This is a genomic window from Williamwhitmania sp. (assembly GCA_035529935.1).
In the GTDB taxonomy this organism is placed as follows: domain Bacteria; phylum Bacteroidota; class Bacteroidia; order Bacteroidales; family Williamwhitmaniaceae; genus Williamwhitmania.
This window is the reverse complement of sequence record DATKVT010000076.1, coordinates 1-22,325: the sequence shown is the minus strand read 5'-3', so window position 1 is coordinate 22,325 and position 22,325 is coordinate 1. Positions and strand designations below refer to the sequence as shown.

Genomic DNA, 22,325 nt, shown 5'->3' with positions numbered 1-22,325 from the left:
TTTTACGCAACAAGAATACTGCCCGTGTTTATTGGTGTGCAGAGTCAAAAACCTGTTATTCTAAATTTAGTCGGACAGTAGTGAAAAGTTAATGATTATATTGATAGACCCAAGCCTTCTGGATATAGAAGTATTCACTATATCTATACATATAGCTCAAAAATTGAAAAATATAATGGTCTAAAACTTGAATTACAGATTAGAACTAAACTACAACACAATTGGGCTACAGCGGTTGAGACAGCAGGGTTAATTACAAAAACATCTTTAAAATCAAGTCAAGGACCCGATGCGTGGTTAGAATTTTTTAAGACTGTAAGTTCTTTGTTTGCAATTAAAGAAAATTTACCAGTTTTGGAGGAGCATTCCTCAAAAACTATGGCCGAATTAATGTTTGATTGTGAATATCAATCAACTCGATTAAGTGTAATTGATATTTTAAAAGCACTTAGGGTTTCTGTAAATCAAATTGAAACTACAAAATTTTCTGGAGATTACTATATCATTAATATTAACATAAAAGAAAAAAACGTTCAGATTAATAGTTTTCTAAGGAATGACCTTGCAAAAGCTTCTGAGGAATATCTAGAAATTGAAAAATCCATACTGAATAATGAGAATGCAGTTGTTTTGTTTTCATCAAGTTCATTACGATCCTTAAAAAAAGCATATCCCAGTTATTTTCTAGACACCTCTGAGTTTATAAATGCTCTTGAAAAAATAAATGAAAACTGTAATTTATTAAGAAGTAGCACATCCTAATCCATTAGACCGCCTCCCCAGCAAAGTTGATAGGGGAAGTCAATCATGTAGCTCAATATTCTTATACCCCCATCGCATTTACAACCTTATCGCCATCCACATACCAAATAAAACCCTCAACGGGGCTGTAGCCCATTTGCATGAGCAGCGTGGCGTAGCGGCGCACCTGAACAGCATGGGCAGCATCCTCGTGCCCAAACTTAAAGTCGACCACAATGGCGGCGTTGCCCTTCACCATTACACGGTCGGGGCGGTAGCTCTTTCCATCGGGTGTTAGGATGGTAGTCTCCCTCAACACCTGAAACTCCTTTGAAAACCATTGGGTGAACGGAGCCAGCGCCAACTTGGACTGGAACCGAGGAAGCAGCTCCAGCTTCTCGGGCTCCGACAGTCGCCCCTCACGTACAAACTGGTCAATCACCTCCGGAAGGTCGGTAACCGTTTCAATGGAGGCGAGCAGCTCGTGCATCAACTTTCCATAGCCTACCACCTTCGAACGCTCCGATGGCTCGGGCAGGAAAAAGTCGATGGCTTCCAGATTTAGGCGTATGCCACGAGGCACAGCGCCGGTTGGATAGGTGGTCATGGGGATGCTATGCTCGCCGGCAGAATCCCGCTGAAAGTGCACCGGTTGCGGCTCACCAACCTCAAAGCGGGTAATCTCCTCGCCCGAAACCGTAACGCCACTGTTTTTCTTCCAAAAGTTATCGGCACCAGAAAATAGCACCTCGTCGAGCAGCTGAGCGGCATCGTTCACGCTGCCATTCCCCCCAATTTTCTCCTCCCCTCTAGCAGGAGCAAAAACGTAGAGTTCTCTCTCGGGTCGAGTAAAGGCCACATAAACCATGTTGAGCGTATCCACCAGCGCACGCAACTTCTCCTCGGCAACAGCAGCAGCAAAATGGCTTTTCTCCGCAAGCTTCGAAGTTTTTATGGGGTATTTGGGAATAAGGTCAAAGGGAGGCTCCGGATGGCTAACCCAGAGAAAGGTTCCCGAGGAGTGCATAATTGGCCACGAGAAGTAGGGAATAATTACCACCGGAAACTGTAGCCCCTTGGAGCGGTGAATGGTAAGAATGGTGATGGCAGTTTTCTTTTCGGGAACCGAGAGGCCAACATTGACCCCCTTCTCCTTCCACCACTGCACAAACTGGGCAATATCGGGATGTCCCTTCCGCGAGAAGCTGGTGGCCTGCTCATGCAACTCGGCCAAGAAGGCCAGCTCGCCCCTCAGCTGGAAGAGCGAGAAGTGGTTAATCACCTCCTCCAGCGCCTCCTGAACCGGAAGCGTCCGCAGGGAGGCAAGCCACTCGGCAATCGCACCAAAATCGATGCCTGTAAAGCAGCTGTGCCACTCCCTAGCATCCTCATTGGGGTTATTCACAGTGGAGAGTTCACGGAGCAGCACCCCCTTTGCAACACCGTCGGCTGGGTTTACCACCAGCGATAATGCCGCCAAGCAGAGCCTTACCACGGGAGAGGCGGAAAGGCGAAGTCCATCCTGACTCACCACATCGAAAAGGTAGGGGGAACCGGGATTGGCTCGCTTGTGAGCCAGCAGCGTGTTGGCCACCTTTTGTCCATCGGAGTTTGAACGAACAAGAATTGCAATGTCGCCGGGGGCATACCCGCGCTGCTGCAGCTGCTCTATCAGCAGTGGCAGCTCCAGAGCAACCTCCTCATCGGTATTGCTCCGACCCGTTACAGGCAGCAAATCCACCCTCACATAGCCGTTGCCCTCCTTCGTTTGAACCGTAGATTTTTGCTCAAGACCCGCATAGGCCTGCTGCAGCTCCTGTCCAAAATGTTCAGCAAGGTTGGAGGAGAGCTCCTTGTTCACCCGCAGGAGATAATCGGTTGCAAAATCAACCGCTCTGGTAAAAAAGTGGTTGTTGAAGTTCACCACCTCCGACAGGCTTCGGAAGTTCCTGTCCATGTTCCGCACATCGACGCCAAAGGTGGCAAGGTCGCGCTCAACCCCCTCCGAGAGTATGCGCCAGTCGCCGCTGCGCCAGCGGTATATCGACTGCTTAACATCGCCCACCACCATGCTGAACTCATCCTCGGCCAAACTATTCACAATTAACGGCAAGAAATTCTCCCACTGAACTACGGATGTGTCCTGAAACTCATCAATCATGTAGCTGGAGTATCGCATGCCCGTCTTCTCATACACAAACGGGGTATCCGAATCCTTCACAAAGTTGCGCAAGAGCATGGCCGTATCTGATATAAGCAGAAATCCCTCCTCCTTCGACTGCGTTCGAATGGTATTCCAAATATCACCCAGCAAGGCCAAGGTATCGAGGTTCTTCAGCAACATTTGAGCGCTGTGAAAGTCGAGCCCACGCTCGTTGTATAGGTTGTTAATCTCAACCAGCGAAGGATGAAGCACCCCTGAAGCTACGCTGGCCACCAACCCTTTTCGATTAACATCCTTTTTTGCTGTGCCGGAACACCATGCCTCCATCGAGGAATCCTCCAACGCTTTCCGAACATAGCTGTTCATATCCGGCAGCTGCTCATCCTTTTCTGAAATGGCAGCAATTTTATGAAAGAAACTGTATGGCCCTTTAGCTCCTTGAACAAGGTCCGATGCGCTCAACCCACTGCGGTCGATGGCATCCACGGAACTGCTGCCCAATGCACTCAGCTGGCGGGCAACATCCCGGCACAAAGTTTCCAGCTCGTGCCGCAGCTGGTTAACCTTATCGCGGCTTGTAAAATCGGCCACCTCCGCCTGATCCATGGTGCGAAAACTCTCATTAAAAAGCTGGCGACCGAGGCCAATAAGCGTATCGCGAACATCCCACGATTGCCCCTCGCTAACCCTTCCACGCGACATGCGGTAAAGCCATTCCAGCAGCGTAGGGTTTGAGGCGGCGGAGTCGAGCATGGTGTCTACAGCCTTTTCCAGCACCGCCTGCTCATCCATTTCAAGGTCGAAGTTCCCCTCCTGACCAATCTCCCACAAGAGCCCCTGCACCACACGCTGCACAAAGCTGTCGATGGTGGAAACCGAGAAGCGAGAATAGTCATGAAGGATAAGTCCCAGAACCACCTTTGCCTTTTCGGAAAGAACACCAAGCGAAAGGCCAAGGTCTCGGCTCACCTCCTTGGCCAACCCCGATGGTTCGCCGGTGGATAGCAAAAAGAGCTCGCCCAGTATGCGCGACTTCATCTCCCCCGTAGCCTTATTGGTAAAGGTAACGGCCAGTATTCTCCGGTAAGCAAAAGGATTGGTAAGCACCAGCTTGAGGTATTCGGCTGCAAGGCGAAATGTTTTGCCGGAGCCAGCCGATGCTTTATATACAATGAGTTTCGACATCTTAGTTATTTAATGCCTAAAGATATGGAATTCCATGCGTATGAAGATAAGCGCAGAGGTAAACAATGCTTAAAAAGAACTGTCTAAGATGCTAAAAATCATATTTTCAAGGGTTGTCCAAATAAAGAAAACTGATACCTTTGGCTCGATTTCATACTAAATGAAGCAAAAGCGCGCCCTTCCATTTCTGGCCATAGCCTACCTGTTGCTCTTTGTTCATGGGGTTGTACCCCATCATCATCACAGCGAGCTGCAAGAGTCATGCCTTGTTGAGATGTTTCAGGTTCATAGCCATCAGGCCTGTCAGGTGTTGGAGGCTGAATCGCAAAGCGAACGTGACCACTCTGTTTGTACGCTTACCGACATTTTCTCTCTCAACAGCTTATCGCTGGCATTTGCTCCTACAGAACTAACCATCCATCAAGTTCCCTCCCAGCCTGCCCGCACCTACCTATTTCGTTGCATTTCCGTTCTACACTCCGCCCCAATATTTTGGACGCAGGCTCTCCGAGCACCACCCGTTTGCTAGTTCACCCAAACTTTTAGGATTCGCCCAACGCTTCAGCAATTGGAACAAACCACTTGTCTGATTGCTGCTCCATCCATATGGCGAAATAAATCTTATACCCATTAATTAATTGGGCTTTAGAAAATGGCGTTTTCTGCATTAGCAGTAAGCGATCCATATTTTCACTGCTCAGGTTCAAACTGAACAACCATGCTTAAACTCTCACCTATCATACTACTCGCTACAGTAGCCGCAATAACCTTTTCGTGTAGTAGCCATAATGACCAAACTACAAAGGCAGAAAATCACAGCGAAGAAAATGCCCACCAGTCTCTAACCGCTGAGCAAACCCTTGCGCTTTTCAATAAGGGCTGTCCCGAAAACCCCGTTGAGATTTTCCCTCAGTATGCCGTTGGTAACAACCTTAGGGCAATTGTGAGCGCTGACCCGGCAGATGCCGATGGTGATGCAACGTTGCACCTATTTCTCATGAACTATCAAACAGGGGCTCCTGTAGATGCCACCAATACAAAGCTATCGCTCCAAATAAACAATCAGAACTTCACCCTGTCTCCCGAAACTCAGGAACCTGGACACTACACTTTTCGGCTAAAATTGGAAAAGGAGGCAGAGGCTATTCCTTTCAGCACATTTGATATCAACGGGAAAGCTATTACCTTTACATTTAGCCCGCTGCACATCCACTTTGCTGAAGAGCCACTCGCTGAACCGGCTGCGGCACACCAAGGGGAAGAAGAGGGAGAAGGCGGTGAAGAGCATGCACATGAAACAGCAGCACCGGCCACCGGAGCCATTGTTTTATCTGCCCTCCAGCAACAAAAGGTTCCAGTTCTCGCATTTCCTCTTTTCCAGTCCGATTTCTCTGCAGGTATTGAGGCCTACGGAGAAGTTGTTGCCACCGGAACAGCACAGCAAACAGTGGTAGCTCCGGCAACCGGTAGAGTAAGCTACGTTAAAACATTAGTTCCGGGGATGGCCGTAACCAAGGGCCAGATGCTGGCAACCATTAGCGGCGATGGTCTTACACAATCATCTGTGGCTGTGGCAGCCAAGGAGGCACAGAGTCGATTCGAAAAGGCTGAGGCGGACTACCTCAACGCAAAAAAACTTGTAACCGATGGAGCCGTTTCCGAGAAAGAGCTTAGAGCCTACAAGGCAGAGTATGAAAATGCCAAGGCGGCCATGGAGCCCTACAAGGGAATTAACAATGGCCAATTGAAGGTTTTGGCCCCTGCAAATGGAATTATTAGCCAGATTGTCCCCAACGAGGGAGAAGTGGTTGAGGCCGGCAGCGCACTTCTCACCATATTCAACCCCTCTGATGTCATGCTTAAGGTTGACCTGCCCCAATCCTACGCCAACAGCATCGGCAACATAGAAAAGGCACAACTTCTCTATCAGGAAAAGATGGTATCTACAGATAGCCGCCTTGCCACCACACCCGTATTGAACAACGACACCCGAACTTTTTCGCTTTTCTTTAAGCTACCTGCTCATGCAGGCCTTATGCCCGGCATTACGGGCAAAGTATTCCTACTCGGAAAATCCGAAAAGAAGCGGCTGGTAATTCCGACTACAGCCATCACAGAAGAACAGGGAGTATTTCTTGTGTATGTTCAAACGGCCGCCGAGCAATTTGTAAAACGGGAGGTGAAAATTACTGGAGAAAATGGCAGCTATCTGAGAATAGAAGGAAACATTAAGCCCGGAGAATGGGTGGTAACGGCTGGAGCCATTCACATGAAGCTGGCCTCCATGTCGGGTGCCATTCCCGCACATAGCCACAACCACTAAACCAACCAGCTATGTTAAACAAGATTATTCGATTTTCGCTAAAAAACAGATTGCTGGTAGTGCTGCTATCGATAGTGCTGCTCATAGGTGGCACATACACGGCTTTCAACATCGACATTGACGTGCTACCCGACCTTTCGGCCCCCACCGTTGTGGTGATGACCGAAGCGCCAGGAATGGCCCCCGAAGAGGTGGAGCAGCTGGTAACCTTCCCCATAGAAACAGCAGTAAACGGTGCCTCTAATGTTCGCCGTGTGCGCTCTTCCTCCTCAACAGGATTCTCCGTTGTGTGGATTGAATTCGACTGGGGAACTGAGGTCTACACTGCCCGCCAGATTGTAACTGAAAAGTTGAATCCCATAGCCGCTCAACTGCCCAAGGGAGTGGGAATACCAACTCTTGGTCCACAAACATCGCTGCTGGGCGAGGTTATATCCATTGGGTTAACCTCCGACAGCCTTTCGGCAATGGAGCTCCGCACCATAGCCGACTGGCAAATTAGACAACGCCTGCTTGCCGTGGGTGGAGTTGCGCAGGTGGCCGTGCTTGGCGGTGAAGAGAAGGAGTATCAAATTCTACTGAACCCTAGAAAAATGCAGGCCTACAACATATCGCTAAACGATGTACTCGATGCCTGCAACGAAAGTAACAGGAATACCTCCGGCGGAATTATAAACCAATATGGCAAGGAGTATATCGTAAGAGGGATTGCCCGCACTAGCGAACTGGGTCAGATAGGGAAAATTGTGGTAACCATGCGCAACAAGATTCCCATACGCGTTGCCGACATTGCCGAGGTAAAAATTGGTGCAGCCTTGCCTCTAATTGGAAAGGCCTCCATAAACGGTAAAAATGGCGTAATTCTCACCGTAACCAAGCAGCCAGGCGTTAATACGCTCGACCTCTCTCAACGGTTGGAGGAGATTTTATCGGATATTGGCAAAACGCTGCCGCACTCCGTGCATTTCAACACCCAAATTTTCCGTCAGGAGCGATTCATCTCCACCTCGGTTCACAACGTGCAGGATGCACTTATGGAAGGTGCTGCCTTTGTAATACTGGTGCTGTTTGTATTTCTGATGAGCTTTCGAACAACCATCATTTCGCTGCTGGCCATTCCACTTTCGTTGCTAGTTTCCATAATCACGCTCAAGTGGATGGGGCTCACCATCAACACCATGAGCTTAGGAGGTATGGCCATTGCCATTGGCTCACTGGTGGACGATGCCATTATCGACGTCGATAACGTCTTCAAAAGGCTAAAGGAAAACTTCCGGTTGCCCATTGAAAAGAGGAAAAACAAGATGAAGGTGGTTTACGAAGGTTCGCGGGAGGTAAGGGCATCCATTTTCAACGCCACCATTATTATCATTGTGGCATTTACCCCATTATTTTTCCTTAGCGGCATGGAAGGTAGACTGCTCAAACCACTGGGCATTGCTTACATTGTATCACTCTTTGCATCGTTACTGGTAGCACTTACGTTAACACCCGTTCTCTGCTCCTTTCTTCTTACCAACGATAAAAATTTGGCGAAGAAGAACGGAGATAGCCGACTGGTTGCTTGGCTTAAAAGCAGCTACACCTCTTCGCTCCGAAAAGCGTTCGTCCACCAACGATGGATTGTGGGTATCACCATTGTGCTACTTATCGTAACTGGGGTAATGCTTACACGGCTGGGGAGAAATTTCCTTCCTCCATTCAACGAGGGTTCACTTGTAATTACAAGCCAAACAATGCCCGGCATCTCGCTTGAGGAGTCCGACAAGTTTGGTCGGCTGGTTGAGCAGGAACTCCTAAAAATTCCTGAAGTTGTGTGTGTTGGTAGGAAAACCGGACGTGCCGAACTCGATGAGCACGCACTAGGCGTGAATGTAAGCGAGTACTACGTCCCTCTCAACCTGAATAAAAGAGACCAAGCCGCCGTTACCAAGGAGGTGCGAGAGCGCCTATCAAAGTTCAGGGGAATTGTTTTCACCATAGGTCAACCCATTGGTCACTACATCGACCACATGCTGTCAGGAACCAGAGCCGCCATTGCCATTAAGCTTTTTGGCACAAACCTCACCACCATGTATAGCACGGCAAACAAGATAAGGGGTGCCATAAGCGACATTCCCGGATTGACCGACATTGCCGTAGAGCAGCAGATTGAAATTCCGCAACTTCAAATTAAGCCAAACTTTGAACTCCTATCCCATCACGGCATCACGCCCAACCAGTTTTCACGATTTGTGGAGGTTGCTTTAGGAGGTGAAGCCGTAAGCGACGTTTTTGAAGGGGCCAAAGCATTTCATCTTGTGGTTCGATATCAGCAAGATGAACGGAACAGCATTGAGGCCATTCGCAATACGCTTATTGATGGAACAGACGGCACCAAGATTCCACTGTCGGAAGTAGCAGAAGTAACCTCCACAGCAGGGCCCAGTACCATTAACCGTGAAAACGTTCAGCGAAAATTGGTAATCTCTGCCAACGCAACGGGTTCGGACCTCGCAGGCCTAGTGAACAAAATAAAGGAAAAGGTCAACAGCGAAATATCGCTCCCTGAAGGCTATCACTTAGAATACGGAGGACAGTTCGAAAGCGAAGCCGAAGCATCGAGAACACTAATGCTGGCATCCATCGTTGCTCTTTTCATCGTTTTCTTGCTGCTCTTTCATGAATTTAGAGACCCAGCACTAGCTGCAGTAATTCTCATCAACCTTCCATTAGCCCTTATTGGTGGTGTATTCAGCCTAGTTGTTACATCTGGAAGTTTAAGCATTCCAGCCATAATCGGCTTTATTACCCTTTTTGGTATCGCCACGCGCAACGGCATATTGCTGATCTCTCACTTCAAGCATGCGGGAGTTTACTCTTCCTCGCTGGAGGAGACCATTGTTATTGGTGCCGCCGATAGGTTAACTCCAATTCTTATGACAGCACTCACGGCTGGATTGGCACTTATTCCGTTGGCTGTAGCGGGAAGGGCCCCGGGTAACGAGATTCAAAGCCCCATGGCAAAGGTTATACTGGGAGGACTCATCAGCTCCACGCTGCTCAATATCTATCTGGTGCCCATTGCCTATCGATGGCTTTGCAAACAAACTGGAAAAGGAGGAAAAACCAATGAATAAGAGAAGAGTAATCACCATAGGTTGGATGTTTGCTGCTACGGTTACCGTTGCTCAGCAAGCACCCGATAGTATTCTGCAGGCGATAATGCAGAATAACCTAAAAGCACAGGCCATTCAAAAGATCCTTGAAGCCAACACCTTCGACATAAAATCGCAGAATAATTTAGCAAAACCCTCAGTGGAATATGCTTACCTATGGGGAGACAGCAAAGATAACAGCAAAGAGGAGGTTGCAGTTGTACAGTCGTTCGCCTTTCCCATTACGCGACATGCTCAGCACATGGCTGGCAACGCTCAGATTAGCTTTGCCGAAGCGGAGGCAGAAGTTGAACTCTCCCAAATTGCCTTTGATGCCCGCATGCTCCTCATAAAGCAAGCAACTGCTAACCACCTGCTGGAGCAGTATAACAGTCGCATTGCCATTCAGGATACGCTTAAGGCGCTTCTCGAAAAACGGTTTGCCGCTGGCTTCGACGCAGCATACGAGTTGAACAAGGTAGCGCTGGAGAAAACAATACAGGAGGTGGGGAAAGCCAACCTACTATGCACCATTGCTGAGCAGGAACTAAATCTGGCCCAAATGAATGGGGGAAAAGAGGTTGCATACAGCGATACCACCATGCCAAGCATTATACTACCGACCAATGAGGATGATTGGGTAGACATGGTTCAAAATAGCAGTCGGGCAATACAGCTTGCCGGACTTGGAAGCGAGGTGGCCAAAAAGAATCTGAGCCTGCAAAAGGCCAAAGGCTTACCGGAGTTTGAAATTGGTTATCGCCGTGCCGTGGAAGATAAGGTTTCGTTCAATGGCTTTCAGGCGGGAATATCCATTCCGCTTTGGCAAAATCATGGAAAAGTAAGCGCCGCAAAAGTAAGAGTTGCTGCAGCCAATCTGGAGCAACAGGAGCAAACGGGAAAAGTACTGATGCAGGCAATGCAACTCTGGAAAAAGAAAGAGCAGCTGGAACATAGCGTGTCAACGCTCAAGGTTTCGCTTACGCAGAACAACAACACTCGAATCCTGCAAAGCGCATTCTTGGCGGGTAACATCTCCCTTCTTGACATGATGCAGGAAATTGCCTACCTGTTTGATGCACAAAACCAACTTGTTGTGCTTGAACAGACGCTAATGCAGGTAAAGGCTGAAATGGCCAAAATAGTCAATCAGTAGGTCAATCATTAAAGAGGAGGCTTGTGCCTTGAAACGCCACAAGCCTCCTCTTCATTTACTCAAAAACAAAAACCGAAATCAGCTGTTTTGATATGCAAATAAACGATTGAACTGAAATGGGATCGCACGGACATAGCCATAATCATAACCACAATCACACCACCGAGAATATAAAAGTAGCCTTCTGGCTAAACCTATTTTTCACCATCGTTGAAATAGTAGGTGGATTTTATACCAACAGTATTGCCATCATTTCCGATGCGTTACACGACCTTGGTGACTCCTTCTCCCTTGGACTGGCTTGGTACTTCCAAAATCTATCGCAACGTGGTCGCGACCGTAAGTTTTCCTACGGTTACGGTCGATTCTCCACCCTTGCAGCCATGGTGAACTCCTTCATACTGCTATTGGGTTCCATATTTATTCTTTCGGAGGCCATACCAAGAATTTTTAAACCGGAAGCCACCTCTGCCAACGGAATGATATGGCTGGCTATTCTCGGATTGCTGGTTAACGGTGCTGCGGCCTACAAGCTGGCTAGAGGCTCATCGCTCAATGAAAAAACAGTGCGCTTGCATCTGCTGGAGGATGTGCTTGGGTGGGCCGCTGTGCTGGTGGGTGCCATTGTAATGAAGTTCACCGGCTACACTGTGCTCGACCCCATCATGTCCATTGGCATAACCCTGTGGGTGCTCTACAATGTTTACCGGAACCTGCGTAGCGGCATGAAAGTTTTTCTGCAAGGCGTTCCTGAAAACGATGCAATCCCAAAGATTGAAGAGCTGGTAAATAGTCAACCGGGCGTGGTGGATACCCACGACATCCACATCTGGTCGCTCGATGTTGAATATATTGTTCTTACGTTACACGTTGTTATGGGAACGGAGCTGTCGACGGAACAACGAGTTGCGTTGAAACACCGCCTTAAAAATATGCTGGTTGAGAAAGGTTATAACCACGTAACCCTAGAGATGGAGATTCCCAACGAGGAATGTGGGCAGGAGAAGTGTTAACAAAAAAGACTGTAGGCTATTAGGCTATAGGTTAGGAAGGTTTGGCTTTGCCGAACTCCCTTCGGTCGGTTATAGTTTCACTATGTTACACAATGTTCACACAGAGTTGCACTGAGTAATCCTACGCATTAGTTGCCTGAAACAAGAGCCTTCCAGTCCTTTAACCTTTGCTTCCCTTGATTTCTCTAACTCTTGGGCTATTTTGGTTTTACATTTCTTTTGTAATTGCGGTGCGAGGTTGCTGTGGTACATTGAACAGCATGGGAGCGCGCACCGCTTGCGCTTGGTCCGTTTCTTTTCCGGGGGTTAACACCCCCGGCTACAAACATGCCACCTCTCCGAGGTGATTTATTTATTCATTGGTTTGCAGGTTGCAGTGGTATTTCATAATTTGGCTACACTGAACTTTCCTCATGATACTGGCACTTAGAAACTCGGTTCTAATTTCTTGTGCAACTCTAATTGTCAACAATTTTGTAACTTGTAATTTTTTTGTCACTTGTCACATTTGGAACACTGAGTAATCCTACGCATTAGTTGCCTTTTACAAAAGCCTTCCGGTCTTTTAACCATTAACCTTTCACTCCTTCGACGCCAGCTGCTCCAGTATGGATGGCCACCAGGCATTTATCCCCCAGCGGTTCCCCTGCCTTACAATTACTGTATTGGACGATGGTGAAACGTAAACAAACTGCCCCAAAATACCCATTGCAAAGAAGTCGTTGCGAGGTTTTCCCTGGTCGATGTTCCACCAAAAATTCCGGTAGAAGGTTCGTTCCTGCTTGAAGCATTGGTTGTACCATGGATGCTCCATTTGCCGGTAGAGGTCAAAGTATTCCTTGTCGGTTCTGCTATTCTCGAGCTGCCCAACGCGGTTGCACCATTCGGCTGGTAAGACTTGATGTCCATCCACCAACCCACTTTTCAAGTAAAGCATGCCAAACCGAGCCAAATCCCTAGCCGTAAGCACCAGTCCACCATCAGCCTTTAGGAAGCCGGAACGAGTGCTATCCATCATCCACTCGGCTGAGTTCTCGGGCTGAAGCGGTTGCCATAACTTTTCGTTAAAATAGGCAGAAACATCACCCACAAGTCGCTCCAAGAGGTACATTAGTAGATGTAGGTGCATATCGTTGTAAAGAAACATTCCTGAAGGCACTGAGGCCGGTTGCATGCGTCTCACGAGCTTTCGAATATCGCTGTAGAACCACATCTTCACCATGTCGGTGTTGGGCGACTTACCTGTGGTATAGCGAATTCCTGTCTCCATGCTCATGAGACTCTGGATAGTACGCTGATGAACAAAGCTGGGTAGCTCGGGCAGATACTTTCCGATGGGATCGTCGAGGCTAGCGATTAACCCCTCGCTGCAGGCAATGGCTAGCAGCGATGCAACAACCGACTTGGTTACGGAATAGGTAAGGATTGGAGTTCGGCTATCGACACCACCGAAGTAACGCTCATAGCCAATCTTTCCATCCTTTATCACCAAAAACGAGAGCGTGCCAGAGGAGGTGAGAAGTTCACTCAACCGCATGTTGCCTCCCCCGAAATTGACCACAATGCCATCGGCAAAAACCTCATTACCAATGGGTAAAGATTGGCTCCCAACTGCCGAAAATTTTGTGGTGGGAAAGTACCGATGGTCAAAGGCCGATTGGGTGGCAAAAGTTTGCAACGCAAAAGCGGCATAGCGCAACAAATATGGACGTTCAGGAACGCCAGCGTGTATTATTGACATGGAGTAACAACTTTTTGGGGAACAAAATCACCATCAAAAATAGTGGTTTGCCGGCAGAAAAACATAAAAAGAAAAATGGCTCATTTTTCTCCACCATCTAAAAAACTAAGGCTCAAACGGTAGCGATTTATTACACTAAAGTTAGCCATTTTTAGTGCCAAAAACTTGACTTTGGAATCCCACCGCCATACCTTGCACATGAGTAGAAAAACTACTTTAGATACAAAGGACGCAAAAAGGGAGATTACTAAACGTCAAGTTACATTTAAAGTTAAATCAACATCAAGGTTAAATACAAACAAAAAAGTGTTTCACTAATTTTGGTTACTACTGTAAATTGTTCCCGTTAATTTGCTCCCCAGTCCAAAAAAATTACTAAGTAGTCTTTCGGCTCTAGTATAAACCAAAGAGGCCCCAAGCGTGGGGCCTCAATTTTTTCTGCAGTAACCAAAACTAGTAGTTGACAGCCTTCTCTTCAAAGTAAGCCTGAGAATTTCCGCAAACAGGGCAGTTCTTAAGGGCTTTCTTGCCATGATGAACGTGGCCACAAACGGAGCAAACCCAGTCAACATCCTCGTCGCGTTCAAAAACCTTATCAGCCTCCACCCGCTCCAACAACTTACGATAGCGTGCCTCATGCTCAGCCTCAATTTTAGAAATCAACTTAAAGGCTGTAGCAATTTTCTTGAAGCCTTCCTTTTCGGCAACCTCAGCAAAATGGGGATAGAGCTCGCTCCACTCCTCATGCTCACCCATGGCAGCAGCACGAAGATTTTCGGCGGTAGTGCTCATTTCTCCTGCTGGGTAGGTTGCTGTAATCTCCACGGCACCACCCTCTAGGTAGCTGAAGAATACCTTGGCATGTTGCTCTTCCTGAAAAGCCGTTTCGATAAAGAGATCGGCTATTTGTTCAAAGCCCTCCTCACTTGCAATCTCGGCAAAGTAGGTATAGCGATTTTTTGCCTGCGACTCCCCTGCAAAAGCTTTGAGGAGATTCTTTTCGGTTTGAGTTCCTTTAAGACTTTCCATATCCTATATTTTTAAAAAAATTAGAGTTCGAAACAGACCTTGAAGGTAGACCTAAATGACGATTTTACAAAGAAGAGCGGTAAATATTGACGCTTCATTCAGGCAGAATTCAATAGTAGAATGTCAATTTTCATAACCTATAATTCTTATTAATAGTGTCTTGAAAATATTTCTGATGAAATCTCAATTTTTGAAATATTGACTGGTTTATGGACAACGCAGTAATCGAACGATACCAGCAAACTCCAATTATCCTCTTCAATTCAATATTTCTGGAATGCAGAATTGTCGCGTTTAAGCAACTAGCCCAAGTCACATTTGTGAGTTGAATCCTGCTTTAATTAATCAGATTGCAGACACCTTTTGAATGAACTCTTCAAATCGCTCCTGAATCTCACCCTTAAAGTTTTCATCGTTCAAATGGGTCTTCATAAAGGCATCAGTATCCTCCTTTTTACCGTCGGGCATTACAAGACCTATGGGAAACGCCTGACAAAGAATACACTTCTCATTAAGCATGCTTTCCACCTCTTTGAACACCAACCCGTGTCCAAACTTTTCATCTCTCTTGGCATCGGTGCTACCGCAGCACGTAGCAAAAACCAACCGGCCAATCTCATTACGATACTTCTTGACAAAGCTGCGCAAGGGTGGAACAAACCTACCCATCCAAATTGGCCCACATAAAATTACGGTATCGAACTCCCCAATATGGCTCCTGAGTGGCCGAATACCCAAATGAAGGTTCATTAGGAAGAGAAGAAAAACATTGAGCCGTGGCCTGATCTCCTCCAATTCACAGCCTAAACTTTTCGAAATTCTTTCGGCCAAATATCTATTGCTGCCTTTTCTAGAATAGTAAACCACAATTATCTTCTTCATACTATTACCGAAGTTTTAGTTCACCCACATTGCACAGCCAACTCGCAAATATGTGCCATAAAGGTATAATATATAAACAATATTGGTATGTAATTTATAATGAAGAACTTCCCTCCCCTGGCATCAAGGAGGTATGTGTGCCTAAACAGGGTTATTTACCATAAGGCAAATGTCTAGCAGCCCATAGCAGTTCAAGCCTTTAAACTGGGAAAAGCAAAATAATGGAAGGTTATACCACTACCAAATTTCTCAAACAATTCTTAACCGATGGCTCAACGATACCAAAAAACGTGTAAGTTTGGAGCACTTAAAATCCTCACTTTTTATGAGCATTTCGGTGTTCGCTGTTTTGGCCATCAACGTAGGTATAAACCTGCGCTACTGCTGGCTTGTCTACACAAAAAAGATAAAACCCGCGCTGGCCATGTGGCTATTTTTTGTGGTGGCCGTGGCCATAAGCCTCTCCACCTACCTCGCCAACGGGAATTTCAGCCCCATGGACAACATACTCAACACCTCCGACCTGGTGATGGTATCGGTAGTGATGCTCTACGTGCTGCTCCACGGCGACGCCAGCTCGCGCTTTACCCGCTTCGATAAGGGGTGCCTGGCAGCGGTGCTTGCCATAGTAATATTTTGGGTAGTTACCCGAAACCACGTTGCCACCAACCTTGCAGTGCAAACCATCATGGTAATTGCCTACTTTCCGGTGGTAAAACGAATGCTCACCGAGCGTAAAAACACCGAGCCCTTTACCGTTTGGTTTGCCATGTTTGCCGTTGCTGGTATTTCGCTATTCTCGAACAAGGGAACGCTGGCCAACATATACGCCATACGGGCCATGGCCTGCACCGGCCTGCTGCTCACCCTTATGCTTCGCATTGAGTATTTAAACCGGAGGCAAGCGTTAATTCCTTCGCAGCAAACAGTGTCGGATAGCAAAAAGCGCGGATAACCAATCAAAATGTGGCGTTGTGGAGGAGAGTTATGAGTCGGAAGACCGAAGTCGGAAGTCGGAAGTCGGAAGACCGAAGTCGGGGGTTGGAAGTCGGAAGACCGAAGTCGGGGGTTGGAAGTTCGAGATTCTAAAGCTATAATTACAGTACGACAGCCTAGCAAAGTGGCGAAGAGCCATTATACCGGGGCCTGCTTAAACTAGGCTGGAAGTGGAAGGTCTGCTAGTTTTTGAAACAGCCTTGGTCAATAAACTCCATCTTTTTTGCATCGAACCCCTGTTGCTGAGCCTGCTTGAGCAGCTGATCGATAGTTGATTGGTCCAACGTTGGGGTTCGGCTGAGAATCCATAAGTATTTTCGGGAATCATCGCCCACCATTGCCCACTGGTAATCCTTATCCAAGGCCAGAATCCAGTATTTTCCGGAGAAGGGCCAAAAGAACCGAACCTTAAGCTTGCCGGGGACATTTGGGTTTGGGATCCAAGCCACCCCCTTTGCCGTGCTCTCAACCTGGGTATCCTCCAGCTTCCGACCGGCATTTAAAACCTCAATTTTTCCGTCGACTCTTAAGCTATAGGTTGCGGTAACACAGGTAAGTCCCCGCTCAAACCGGTTAGGAAGTCGTGCAATTTCGTACCATCGGCCCAAATAACGGTCAATGTTCACGCTGTCGACCACCGGAAGTGGTTCATACACCTTGTTGCTGCACGAACTTATCATGGTAAGAAGAATAATTAGTGAAATGGCTAACGTTCTCATGCGAAGTTGTTTTTTCTCACTAATAAAGCAAAACAGAAAAGCAAATGTTCAACAAAGAGTGATAAAAATGAGACAGGAGAAAGCAGTTGTGCTCACCTAACCTAATCCGCTAATTTGCTAACAACCTCTCCTTTAAAACCACTGCCTAATGCGATCTTTCCAGGTGAGCTTGGGCTCGTCCTCATCGGAGTAGTAACCGCTCTTGTCGCGGTAACCGTAGCCATAACCATATGAATAGCTATAGCTGTAACCGTAGCTGTAGCGGTAGTTATAACCATATCCATAGCTGCGTTTAGGTTGAAAATCGTTTACAACTAACGCCAAATTTTTAAACTCCCGATGGGTGTAAATATCGTCCACCAGCTTAATTACCTCCTTCGATGAGTAGGCATAGCGAACCACAAAGAGGTTGGCATCGGCAAAGCGAGCAATCAAAAAGGCATCGGTTACGATGGCAACTGGAGGGGTATCCACAATTATGTAGTCGAAGTTTGATCGTGCCCAAGCAATCAGCTTGGTCATGCGCTCGGAACCTAGCAGCTCGGCCGGGTTGGGTGGTATGGGTCCACTGGGGGCAAAAAAGAGGTTGGGAATGGAGGTAGCTGAAACAATCTCCTCCTCGGTGTTTCTACCAATAAGAAAAGTACTTACACCAACGGTGCTCTCCATATCCAGCAGCTTTTGCAGCTTGGGTTTACGAAGGTCGAGCCCCAGCAGCAGCACCTTTTTTCCCGTCATGGCAACAATGGCGGCCAAGTTGATGGCCATAAAGGTCTTTCCCTCCCCGCTAAGCGATGAGGTAACGGCTATAACCTTCTGGCCCGGTTCCCTTAGCAGGTATTGTAGATTGGTCCTCAGCCCTCGGAACGATTCGGCTAAGGTGGACTTGGACTTATCTATCACCGGCAGGTTGCTGGGGTAGCGGTTATGGCCCATAGTTCCTATCACAGGAGCCTTGGTATGCCGAGCAATTTCCTTCAAATCCAGCAGCTTGTCGTTAAGAAAATCAATCAGCAGCAGAATGGCTAACGGAAGCACTCCACCCGCAAACAGGGCAATGAGGTAGTTCATTGACTTCTTGGGCTTGATGATGGTGGCATTTTGAGGTAATGCCGCATCGAGCACCTTATTGTCGGGAATGTTAGATGCTTTAGCAATTGCCGCTTCTGCCCGTTTCTCCTGCAGGTAGGTGTACATCTTATCAATTAGGTCGAAGTCGCGCTCAAAGCCAATCAGCAGCCGCTCATTGCCGGGAAGTTTAAGAACCTCGGCCTCCACTTTGCCCATACGGACCTCAATATCTTGCCGAGCAACAATGTTGGTAGCTATCAAACTGTTGACCTTTTCGGCTAGACTGCTGCGTAAATTCTCGAGACGAATATTGAGCTGCTCCAATCCAGGATTTCCCTGCTTTACCGAAGCCTTCAGCTCCGCACGCTCAATGTACGTTTTGTTTATCTCATCGAGTAGCATGCCCAACTGGGGGTCGTCAACCCCCATGGCTGAAGGAGCCACAAGATTATTTAGTTCCGAGCGGTCGGCAAGGTATTTCTTGAGGTAGGCATAGTAGCGCCCCTTCAATTCAAACATGCCCTTCTCGTTCTGCAATGCCTTAATACGATCTAAAAGAGCCCCCCCTTCCTGCTTTAGGTCAATAACCTTATTGTTGGTTCTGAAATCCTGTAGTCGCTGCTCAGCTCTCTGGAGTGTATCAGTCATGTCGGCCAGCTGCACATCGATAAATTTTACAGTATTTTCAGCAATCTGGTTCTTCTCCTCCAGCCCACGGTTAATATAAACCTCCATGAGCTTATTGAGGTAGTCGGCCTCCTGCTCTGCTACGTAGCCCGTGCTAACCAAGGTAAGAATGGAGCCCTTTTTGTCGTTGAGGGTAACGGTAACCTTGGCCTGATAGGCAATTGCCATAGAATTCAGGTCGTTAATGGTGAAGTAGTAGCGCCTACCTACCAAGTCCTCAGTATAGTCGTTGGGGTTGCGCAGCACCACCTTAAAGCTGAAGGCGTCGTTTGTAAATTGCTGACCAAACTGCATGGTCTGCGAAATACCCATCCCATCATCTATCTCCAGCTGGTACTTATCTTTCGAAAGTATATTGATGTAAACTGGGTAGTTGGCCATGTTAGCCTTAGAAGTATCCAGTATAACCTTAAAAGGTGAACTCTTGTAAAGCTTCTGCTCCTTAATACTTCGTCTCCCCACAGCAACATAGGTTACGTTGAAATCGGGTAGCTGCGATACGGTTTGATAGGCAAGGGTATAGGCTTGAAGTATCCCAATTTCGTTTTGCACGCTCTTGGTGTTGCGCACCAACTTAAGACCTTGAATAAGATTTTCAGCACCAGTAAGTCCTTTCGAGTTATCGTCGTCCTTCACAATAACGCTGGAGGTTACGCTATACACCTGCTCCGAATAGCGATTTATGAGATATGCAATAAAAAGAAAGGCAAATATGGAGATGGCAAACCAATACCAATTGCCCAACACTCGATATATCAGATGCTTAATATCGAGCTGCTCCTCCTCAGGCGCGTTCCCATACATTGAAGCTGGCCTATCGTTACTTGGTATGCTTTCCATCAATCACCCTGCTTAATTAATCGTTCACTTTAATAATATCGCTTACCACTCTTATTTTATTTTCTCCAGAAAAGCTTTTATCTCCACTTCGCAGCTACTTTTCACCTGTTTTTTTTCAGGCTTCCAACAACTTCCACTCTCCTGTCACTTTTCCGTCACTCGTAACTACAATGCTTTCGACATATAGCTCAGCAGCAATATCAGTGTGCTAATAGTAGAAAGAGCAAAGGAGTAGGTTCCCGCATTCAGCTGCCACATTTTCCCTTTGCGAGGCTCCACCACCACCACATCGTTGGGCAACAGGTAGTAGGCTTCGTTGGACATAATATTTTTGTCATTCAAGTCTAGCCTGAACGTCTTATTTCCATCAGGTCCAGGCCTCACCACCATCACGTTGTCGCGCTTGCCATAGTCGGTAAAGTCTCCGGCAAGTGCCAAAGCCTCAAAAATGGTGAGCTTGTCGTTGAAGTTGGTATAAACGCCCGGGCGCCGCACCTCGCCCAAAACGGTAACCTTATAGCTGAGCAGCCGAACAATCACCAGCCCATCCTTTAAGAACTCATCGGCACGAGCTTGAATAATGTTGGTGGCCTGCGCCACAGTGAAGCCGGCAACATGAATAACTCCTAGAACTGGTAGCCTTACACTTCCGCTATCAGAAACCGCATAGCCATATAGGTAGTAACTGGCTTCGTTGGAGTACATATTGGTTGTTGGTCCAGCCCCATTGCCCTTGTTATTGAACAGCGCACTAATCTGAGGATCTTGGGTGATCACCTGCACATACAGCACATCGTTGGGGTGAATTTTGTATAGGTCGGGCTGCTTTACAGAGGGTATCACCTCCACTCCAGCATTTTTCATGTAAAGCAGCTGGTTGCGCTTATTGCACGAAGAAAGCAAAGCCACGAATGCCAGCAGTATAATGATAGGACGTAATTGTCTCACTGTAAAATATTTATAAGACTATATAAACGACCAATTGGCCAAAATAGTTCACAAACTGTGTAAAAGTAATTAAAATATGGGAAAATGAGAGAATTTGGAAATGAGACAATGGAACTATATACCAATGGGTCAATACCACTCGTCACTATTAACTATTCACTACTTCACCTTCTCAATAAACTCCAGCGGCACAGAGACCATAAGGCTAAACGGGATATTCTCGATGCGCACGAGCACTTTTTGACCTCCACGATGCTCAACCAACTCTCCCTCCATGCCCATGAGCTGGCCTATCACCACCTTAACCTTCTGCCCCACCTCTATGGCTTCCTGAACGACCTCCACCTCAAAACCCTCTCCAATAATGCGCTTTAGATATTCAATGTCCTTATCGGCAACGGGAGCAGGAAGTCTCTCGAAGTTTATAAAAAAAACCGCACCAGGATCCTGCAGCACCTCAAACCGCTGCGACAGCACCATTCTAACAAACACGTAAGAGTTTATGAGTGGCACCTCCACCAGCTTCTTACGATCGCTCCACTTCCGCATCGTTTTTTGTAGGGGCAAGTAGCATTCATATCCTCTGTCGGACAGCCGTGCGGCTACCTTCTTCTCGTTGCGTGACTTGGTATAAAGGGCATACCAGCGCGGCTCTTCCTTCCTCTTGATGGTGGTTGGGGCGTTTTCCATATTAACCGCAAAGATAAGCCGAGAAATTAATTTGAAGAAGCTAAAGGGAGCTAAAGGAGTCAGAGAAACAATTCAAATGAGAAGAAGTTATAGAAGTCGGAACAAAACGCAGATCCCGCCTTGGCAGATAAATGGATTCAACCAATTGTGAATACATGCTACCGTACATCTACAAAAGAATAATAAAAAGTTGACCTACTTAACTTGATACAAGTTACCCCATTACGGCTACACCTATCAGCTTGCCAATGCCGAAGGTGATGATGGCTGCCCCAAGCCCAAAAAGAATCTGACGAAACCCTGAATGTAAAATTTTTTTTCCGGTGAAGAGCGTAATAGCGGCTCCCAGAATAAATAGACCCACTACGCTAAACCCCAAACTAGTAAACGTAGCTGTGTAACCATTTAAAAAAAGAAACGGTGCAAGTGGAATAATGGCCCCAAGGGTAAAGAGGAAAAAGGAGGTAAAGGCAGCCTCCCAGGCCGAACCACCAAGTTCCTCCTTATCAATTCCTAACTCCTCACGAACCAAAGTATCTACGGCTGTCTCCTTGTTTTCGAGGACTTTTTTGGCCATCTCCTCAGCTGTTTCCTTAGCGATCCCCTTGGATTGGTATATGAGCGAGAGTTCCATCATCTCCTCCAGCGGTGAAGTCTCCAGCTCCGTTTGCTCCATCTGAATTTGCCGCATGTATAGCTCGCGAGAACTCTGAACCGATAGCCATTCACCAAGCGCCATAGATATAGAACCGGCAAGCATTCCTGCGAACCCCGCAATAATCACCGGCTTGCTGCTACTGGTGGCCCCCGCCACTCCCATAATCAAGCTAAGGTTAGATACCAACCCATCGTTGGCTCCCATTACAGCAGCTCGCAGCGCATTACCTCCAACCGACTTGTGTCGCCCCTCCAGCTTGGCCAATGTTCCTCCAGCAACTCCCTGTGAGGAGCTGTATATGTTGTTCAAAATGGTAGCGTGGTTCATCTCGTTGCCCGAAACCTC

The 22,325-nt window shown here is 47.3% G+C and carries 17 protein-coding genes; 7 read left to right on the top strand and 10 right to left on the bottom strand.

Going from position 1 to position 22,325, the window contains the following annotated elements:
• Positions 1–324: 324 nt before the first annotated feature.
• Positions 325–762 carry a hypothetical protein gene (locus VMW01_06195; protein ID HUW05832.1) on the top strand — a complete coding sequence of 146 codons (438 nt, stop codon included), beginning with the start codon at positions 325–327 and terminating at the stop codon, positions 760–762.
• Between the two features lie 61 nt (positions 763–823).
• Here VMW01_06195 and VMW01_06190 read toward each other — a convergent pair whose 3' ends face one another.
• A complete protein-coding gene (locus tag VMW01_06190; protein ID HUW05831.1) occupies positions 824–4,090 on the bottom strand; it encodes a UvrD-helicase domain-containing protein in 3,267 nt (1,088 codons plus the stop codon).
• 160 nt (positions 4,091–4,250) lie between these two features.
• On the opposite strand from VMW01_06190, the gene VMW01_06185 reads away from it, so the two are divergent.
• Entirely contained in the window at positions 4,251–4,619 is a 369-nt protein-coding gene (locus tag VMW01_06185; protein HUW05830.1) for a hypothetical protein, read from the top strand.
• Between the two features lie 13 nt (positions 4,620–4,632).
• Here VMW01_06185 and VMW01_06180 read toward each other — a convergent pair whose 3' ends face one another.
• On the bottom strand, positions 4,633–4,776 hold the full coding sequence (locus VMW01_06180; GenBank protein ID HUW05829.1) for a hypothetical protein: 144 nt from the start codon (positions 4,774–4,776) through the stop codon (positions 4,633–4,635).
• A 32-nt stretch (positions 4,777–4,808) separates the two neighbouring features.
• Between VMW01_06180 and VMW01_06175 the strand changes: the two genes are divergently transcribed.
• From VMW01_06175 to VMW01_06160, 4 genes are all read left to right on the top strand, one after another.
• Entirely contained in the window at positions 4,809–6,413 is a 1,605-nt protein-coding gene (locus tag VMW01_06175; protein ID HUW05828.1) for an efflux RND transporter periplasmic adaptor subunit, read from the top strand.
• A gap of 11 nt (positions 6,414–6,424) precedes the next feature.
• The gene (locus VMW01_06170; protein HUW05827.1) at positions 6,425–9,532 is read left to right on the top strand and encodes an efflux RND transporter permease subunit; all 3,108 of its coding nucleotides are present in this window, start codon (positions 6,425–6,427) and stop codon (positions 9,530–9,532) included.
• Positions 9,525–10,706 (top strand): TolC family protein, encoded by a 1,182-nt coding sequence (locus tag VMW01_06165; GenBank protein HUW05826.1) that lies wholly within the window; start codon positions 9,525–9,527, stop codon positions 10,704–10,706. Before VMW01_06170 ends, VMW01_06165 begins: the two co-directional genes overlap by 8 nt.
• A 116-nt stretch (positions 10,707–10,822) precedes the next feature.
• Positions 10,823–11,719, top strand: coding sequence for a cation diffusion facilitator family transporter (locus tag VMW01_06160; GenBank protein HUW05825.1), 897 nt, complete (start codon positions 10,823–10,825; stop codon positions 11,717–11,719).
• Between the two features lie 580 nt (positions 11,720–12,299).
• On the opposite strand, the gene VMW01_06155 is transcribed toward VMW01_06160, so the two are convergent.
• From VMW01_06155 to VMW01_06145, 3 genes are all read right to left on the bottom strand, one after another.
• Positions 12,300–13,460, bottom strand: coding sequence for a serine hydrolase (locus VMW01_06155; protein HUW05824.1), 1,161 nt, complete (start codon positions 13,458–13,460; stop codon positions 12,300–12,302).
• Between the two features lie 453 nt (positions 13,461–13,913).
• Positions 13,914–14,489 carry a rubrerythrin family protein gene (locus tag VMW01_06150; protein HUW05823.1) on the bottom strand — a complete coding sequence of 192 codons (576 nt, stop codon included), beginning with the start codon at positions 14,487–14,489 and terminating at the stop codon, positions 13,914–13,916.
• A 345-nt stretch (positions 14,490–14,834) separates the two neighbouring features.
• Entirely contained in the window at positions 14,835–15,371 is a 537-nt protein-coding gene (locus VMW01_06145; protein ID HUW05822.1) for a flavodoxin domain-containing protein, read from the bottom strand.
• A gap of 325 nt (positions 15,372–15,696) precedes the next feature.
• Between VMW01_06145 and VMW01_06140 the strand changes: the two genes are divergently transcribed.
• The gene (locus tag VMW01_06140) at positions 15,697–16,326 is read left to right on the top strand and encodes a hypothetical protein (GenBank protein HUW05821.1); all 630 of its coding nucleotides are present in this window, start codon (positions 15,697–15,699) and stop codon (positions 16,324–16,326) included.
• A gap of 223 nt (positions 16,327–16,549) precedes the next feature.
• Here the strand turns inward: VMW01_06140 and VMW01_06135 are convergent, their stop codons facing one another.
• From VMW01_06135 to VMW01_06115, 5 genes are all read right to left on the bottom strand, one after another.
• Positions 16,550–17,086 carry a lipocalin family protein gene (locus tag VMW01_06135; protein ID HUW05820.1) on the bottom strand — a complete coding sequence of 179 codons (537 nt, stop codon included), beginning with the start codon at positions 17,084–17,086 and terminating at the stop codon, positions 16,550–16,552.
• A 132-nt stretch (positions 17,087–17,218) separates the two neighbouring features.
• The gene (locus tag VMW01_06130; GenBank protein ID HUW05819.1) at positions 17,219–19,684 is read right to left on the bottom strand and encodes a polysaccharide biosynthesis tyrosine autokinase; all 2,466 of its coding nucleotides are present in this window, start codon (positions 19,682–19,684) and stop codon (positions 17,219–17,221) included.
• A gap of 165 nt (positions 19,685–19,849) precedes the next feature.
• Entirely contained in the window at positions 19,850–20,632 is a 783-nt protein-coding gene (locus VMW01_06125) for a polysaccharide biosynthesis/export family protein (protein ID HUW05818.1), read from the bottom strand.
• A 159-nt stretch (positions 20,633–20,791) separates the two neighbouring features.
• Positions 20,792–21,322 (bottom strand): UpxY family transcription antiterminator, encoded by a 531-nt coding sequence (locus tag VMW01_06120; protein HUW05817.1) that lies wholly within the window; start codon positions 21,320–21,322, stop codon positions 20,792–20,794.
• Between the two features lie 214 nt (positions 21,323–21,536).
• A partial coding sequence (locus VMW01_06115) for a VIT1/CCC1 transporter family protein (GenBank protein ID HUW05816.1) occupies positions 21,537–22,325 on the bottom strand: 789 nt, incomplete at its 5' end.

What these genes read in the sequence shown, in the direction of transcription:
- VMW01_06145 (HUW05822.1), bottom strand. Translation starts at nt 15,371, where the DNA reads ATGAAGAAGATAATTGTGGTTTACTATTCTAGAAAAGGCAGCAATAGA.
- VMW01_06180 (HUW05829.1), bottom strand. Translation starts at nt 4,776, where the DNA reads ATGGATCGCTTACTGCTAATGCAGAAAACGCCATTTTCTAAAGCCCAA.
- VMW01_06150 (HUW05823.1), bottom strand. Translation starts at nt 14,489, where the DNA reads ATGGAAAGTCTTAAAGGAACTCAAACCGAAAAGAATCTCCTCAAAGCT.
- VMW01_06135 (HUW05820.1), bottom strand. Translation starts at nt 17,086, where the DNA reads ATGAGAACGTTAGCCATTTCACTAATTATTCTTCTTACCATGATAAGT.
- VMW01_06160 (HUW05825.1), top strand. Translation starts at nt 10,823, where the DNA reads ATGGGATCGCACGGACATAGCCATAATCATAACCACAATCACACCACC.
- VMW01_06120 (HUW05817.1), bottom strand. Translation starts at nt 21,322, where the DNA reads ATGGAAAACGCCCCAACCACCATCAAGAGGAAGGAAGAGCCGCGCTGG.
- VMW01_06165 (HUW05826.1), top strand. Translation starts at nt 9,525, where the DNA reads ATGAATAAGAGAAGAGTAATCACCATAGGTTGGATGTTTGCTGCTACG.
- VMW01_06170 (HUW05827.1), top strand. Translation starts at nt 6,425, where the DNA reads ATGTTAAACAAGATTATTCGATTTTCGCTAAAAAACAGATTGCTGGTA.
- VMW01_06175 (HUW05828.1), top strand. Translation starts at nt 4,809, where the DNA reads ATGCTTAAACTCTCACCTATCATACTACTCGCTACAGTAGCCGCAATA.
- VMW01_06190 (HUW05831.1), bottom strand. Translation starts at nt 4,090, where the DNA reads ATGTCGAAACTCATTGTATATAAAGCATCGGCTGGCTCCGGCAAAACA.
- VMW01_06185 (HUW05830.1), top strand. Translation starts at nt 4,251, where the DNA reads ATGAAGCAAAAGCGCGCCCTTCCATTTCTGGCCATAGCCTACCTGTTG.
- VMW01_06130 (HUW05819.1), bottom strand. Translation starts at nt 19,684, where the DNA reads ATGGAAAGCATACCAAGTAACGATAGGCCAGCTTCAATGTATGGGAAC.
- VMW01_06140 (HUW05821.1), top strand. Translation starts at nt 15,697, where the DNA reads ATGAGCATTTCGGTGTTCGCTGTTTTGGCCATCAACGTAGGTATAAAC.
- VMW01_06155 (HUW05824.1), bottom strand. Translation starts at nt 13,460, where the DNA reads ATGTCAATAATACACGCTGGCGTTCCTGAACGTCCATATTTGTTGCGC.